The following is a 4,054-nucleotide window of genomic DNA, read 5'->3' as shown; positions in this document are numbered from 1 at the left end:
CCGGGGAGGAGGGCGCGGCGGGAACCTGGACGGCCGCCCGGTGCGGGCCCGTCCGGCCGGTGTGCGGGGCCGCCGCCGCAGCCTGCCGGGCCACCCCGGCCAGCGCTGCGGCGCTGGGCCAGCGGGCGGTCGGGTCCTTCGCCATGGCGCGTTCGACGATCGCCCGGACCTGGGGCGGGATGTCGCCCGGCAACGGCCGGGGATGGTCCCGGACGTGCTTCATGGCGATCTCCAGCGGGTTGTCCCCCTCGAAGGGACGCCGGCCGGAGAGGCACTGGTAGGCGACCACGCCCAACGCGTAGACGTCGGAAGCGGGGGTGGCGGTCGCGCCGGCCGCCTGCTCCGGGGAGATGTAGGAGGCGGTGCCGAGCACCGAGCCGGCGGCGGTGAGCTGGCCGACCATGTCCGAGCGGGCGATCCCGAAGTCGGTGAGGACTAGCGTGCCGTTCGGCCGGACCAGCAGGTTGCCGGGCTTCACGTCCCGGTGCACGATCCCCTTGGTGTGCGCGGCGTGCAGCGCGTCGGCGGCCTGCGCGAGCAACGCCATCGTCCGGGCCGGGGTGAGCCGGCCGACCCGACCCAACGTGCTGGACAGTGCGTCGCCCTCGACGTACTCCATCACCAGGAAGGCGATCTGCTGGTCGTTGCCGAAGTCGTAGATGTCCACCACACCGGGGTGGTTGATCGTCGCCATGGTGCGCGCCTCGCCCCGGAACCGCTCGGCGAAACCGGGCTCGTCCAACAGGGCGGGCAGCAGGCTCTTGACCGCGACCGTACGGCCCAGCACCTGGTCGGTACCGCGCCAGACGTCACCCATGCCACCGCTGGCGATCCGCTCGTCCAGCCGGTAGCGGTTGTTGAGCTGCACCCCGGGGCTCAGCATGTCAGCGGCCCCTCGTGTCGGCGATGACCCCGCGCATGATCTGCCCGGCGATGCGGGCGGCTTCGGCGCTGCCGCCCCGGCCCGCGTTCTCCAGCACGACGCAGACCGCCGAGATCGGCTGGCCGTCCTTCATCACGAAGCCGATGAACCAGCCGTGGTCCTCTTCTGCGGTCCCGCCGCCGTTCTGCGCGGTACCCGTCTTGCCGCCCACCGTGTAGCCGCTGATCCGGGCGTTGGTGCCGGTCCCGTTGGTGACCACGCTGACCATCATGTCCTGGAGGTCGCGGGCCACCGAGCCGCTGACCGACTCGCGTAGTTCCTTGGGGGTGGCCGCGTAGTAGCTGGTCGTCCGGTCCGGGCCGAGAAGCTGCTGGACCAGGTACGGGCGCATCTGCCGGCCGTTGTTCGCGACCGCTGCGGCGATCATCGCGCCCTGGAGCGGGGTCATCGTGACGTTGTTCTGCCCGATGGAGGACTGGGCGAGGGCCGCCGGGTCGGTGCCGCCGTCCGGGTTCTGCATGGTGCCCGTGCGGCTGGCCGCGACCGGCAGGCCGCCCTGGTTGAGCTGGCCGACGGTCAGGTCCTCCTGCTCGAACCCGAACTGGCGGGCCTTCTCCTTCACCTTGTCGGCCCCGAGCTTCACGCCGAGCTGCGCGAAGCCCGTGTTGCACGACTCGGTGAGGGCGCTCTTCAGGCTGACCTGCGATTCGGGGCAGATCGACGGGGCGGCGTTACGGATGTCCTGGCCCGCCGTGGGCGGCCGGTAGGACGGACCGGCCGGGATGTTGGTCTGCGGACCGATCCCCGACTCCAGGGCCGCCGCAGCCACCACCACCTTGAAGGTCGACCCCGGCGGCAGCACCTCGGCCAGTGCCCGGTTGCGCAGCGGGCGGTTCTTGTCCGCGTCGAGTTTGTTGTACGCCGCCGACGCCGCGTCGGTGTCGTGACTGGCCAGCGGGTTCGGGTCGAAGCTGGGCATGGAGACCAGTGCCTGGACCGCACCGGTACGCGGGTCGACCGCCACCGCCGCGCCCCGGACCGCGCCCACCCGGTTCTCGCTGAGCTGGGTGTACGCCGCCTCCTGGGCCCGCCGGGAGATGGTCAGCAGCACGTTGCCGCCGCCGGTCTGCTCACCGGTGAAGAGGTCCTTGACCCGGTCACCGAAGAGCTGGTCGCTGGTACCGGCGAGGAAGTCGTTCTCGACCCGCTCGATGCCGATGTCGGCCAGGTTGACCGGCTTGTACCCGAGGATGTGTGCGTACTTCTCGCCCTCCGGGTAGACCCGCAGGAACTTGAGCTTCCCGCTGGTCTCCTTGCTGGTGGCCACCGCCGACCCGCCGGCCTCGATGTTGCCGCGCTTGCGGTCGTACTCGGCCACCTGGACCCGGCCGTTGTAGTCGCTGGTGCGGTACTCGTCGCCCTTGTACGCCTGCACCCAGTTGAGGTTCAGGAAGAGCAGACCGAAAAGGATCATGACAACCACGCCGACACGGCGCAGGGGCGCGTTCACGGGCGGATCACCTCCGTGGGGGCACCGTGCAGCTGCTCGGGCGGGCCACCCGACCCACCGGGTCGGGCCGTCCCCCCGCCGGTGAGGGGTCGCCACCCGGCGTCCGAGACGCGGAGCAGCACCGCGATCAGCAACCAGTTCGCCATCAGCGACGAACCACCGGCGGAGAGGAAGGGAGTGGTCTGACCGGTCAGCGGGATGAGCTTGCTGATCCCGCCGACGATCACGAAGACCTGCAACCCGAGGGTGAAGGACAGGCCACCGGCGAGCAGCTTGCCGAACGAGTCACGGACCGCCAGCGCGGACCGCAGGCCCCGCTGGACGATCAGCAGGTACATCACCAGGAGGGCGGTGAGCCCGAACAGGCCGATCTCCTCGCCCATGCCGGCGAAGATGAAGTCGTTCTGTACCTCGGGTACCTCCAGCGGTTCCCCGCCACCCGGCCCGGTGCCGAACAGACCGCCGGTGCCCAGCCCGAGCAGACCCTGGACCAACTGGTAGCCCCGGTCGTACGGCTCGGCGAACGGGTTGAGCCAGATCTGCGCCCGGTCGTAGAAGTTGGCGAAGGGCCCACCGATGGTGCTGCCGAGGAAGTAGGCGAGGAAGGCCCCGCCGAAGAACAGCACCAGACCGATGAGCAGCCAACTGACCCGTTCGGTGGCGATGTAGAGGGTCACCACGAACATGCCGAAGTAGAGCAGCGAGGTGCCGAGGTCCTTCTCGAAGACCAGCACCAGCAGACTGATCAGCCAGACCCCGACCACCGGGCCGAGGTCCCGGCCCCGGGGGAAGTCGATGCCGAGGAACCGCCGGCTGGCCAGCGAGAGCACCTCACGCTTACGGACCAGGTAGTAGGCGAAGAAGACCAGCAGGGCGAGCTTGGCGAACTCACCGGGCTGGATGGAGAAACCACCGACCCGGATCCACAGCTTGGCGCCGTTGATCTCGGAGAACCGGCCGGGCAGCACGGCCGGGATCATCACCAGCACGATACCGGCCAGGCCGAGCGTGTAGGCGTACCGGGAGACCGCGCGGTGGTCCCGCATCAACGCCAGCAGGCCGGCGGCCAGTACCACCGAGGCGAGGGTCCAGGCCAACTGGCGACCGCCGATACCGGCGAAGATCGCCAGGTCCTCCCGCTCGGCGGGGGTGGCCTTGCCCAGGTCCAGCCGGCGCAGGAAGCCCACCCCGAGCCCGTTGAGCAGGGCCACCGCCGGCAGCAGCACCGGGTCGGCGTACGGGGCGAGCCAGCGGATCACCAGGTGCAGGCCGAGGAACACGCCGGTGAGCGCGGCGGCCGGCATCCAGAAGTCCGGGGTGACCGTGTCGAGCAGGTTGGCCTCGACCGTCGCCCCGTACGCGGCCACCAGGGCCATCGCGGACAACAGCAGGGTCAGCTCGGAGTTGCGCCGGGCGCGGGCCAGGCGGGCGCCCGGTAGCTCGCCCCCCGTGGCGAGGGACGGTGCCGTTCCGGCCTGGGCGGTCACAAACAGGTCCTCAGGTCGTTCGAGCCGGAGCTCACTCGGGTGACCGGCAACCCGCCGGATCGAGCACCGGCGGAACCGAGTCGGAGGGCAGGGCGTCGGGCGTGCTGGTCGGGGCCACCACTGCGGTCGCGGTGGCGGTGGGCAGGGCCGCCCCGGTCGGGGTGACCGGGGAGG

General features: G+C 70.9%; 3 protein-coding genes. All 3 read right to left on the bottom strand.

Annotated features, from left to right (window positions below; genetic code table 11):
• Positions 1–883: serine/threonine-protein kinase (locus GSF22_RS31615; protein ID WP_244454503.1), on the bottom strand; the 883-nt coding region annotated here is incomplete at its 3' end.
• Between the two features lies 1 nt (position 884).
• Complete coding sequence (locus GSF22_RS31610; protein WP_208817574.1) at positions 885–2,393, bottom strand: peptidoglycan D,D-transpeptidase FtsI family protein; 1,509 nt, start codon at positions 2,391–2,393, stop codon at positions 885–887.
• Positions 2,390–3,769: an FtsW/RodA/SpoVE family cell cycle protein gene (locus tag GSF22_RS31605; protein ID WP_244454504.1), complete on the bottom strand. Its 1,380-nt coding sequence runs from the start codon at positions 3,767–3,769 to the stop codon at positions 2,390–2,392. The genes GSF22_RS31610 and GSF22_RS31605 overlap by 4 nt, the downstream gene beginning before the upstream one ends.
• Between the last annotated feature and the right edge of the window lie 285 nt (positions 3,770–4,054).

The sequence above is a fragment of the Micromonospora echinofusca genome (genome assembly GCF_017614955.1).
GTDB lineage: Bacteria > Actinomycetota > Actinomycetes > Mycobacteriales > Micromonosporaceae > Micromonospora > Micromonospora echinofusca_A.
The sequence above is the reverse complement of the archived record's forward strand: the minus strand, read 5'-3'. Positions and strand labels throughout refer to the sequence as shown.

What these genes read in the sequence shown, in the direction of transcription:
- GSF22_RS31605 (WP_244454504.1), bottom strand. Translation starts at nt 3,769, where the DNA reads ATGGCCCTGGTGGCCGCGTACGGGGCGACGGTCGAGGCCAACCTGCTC.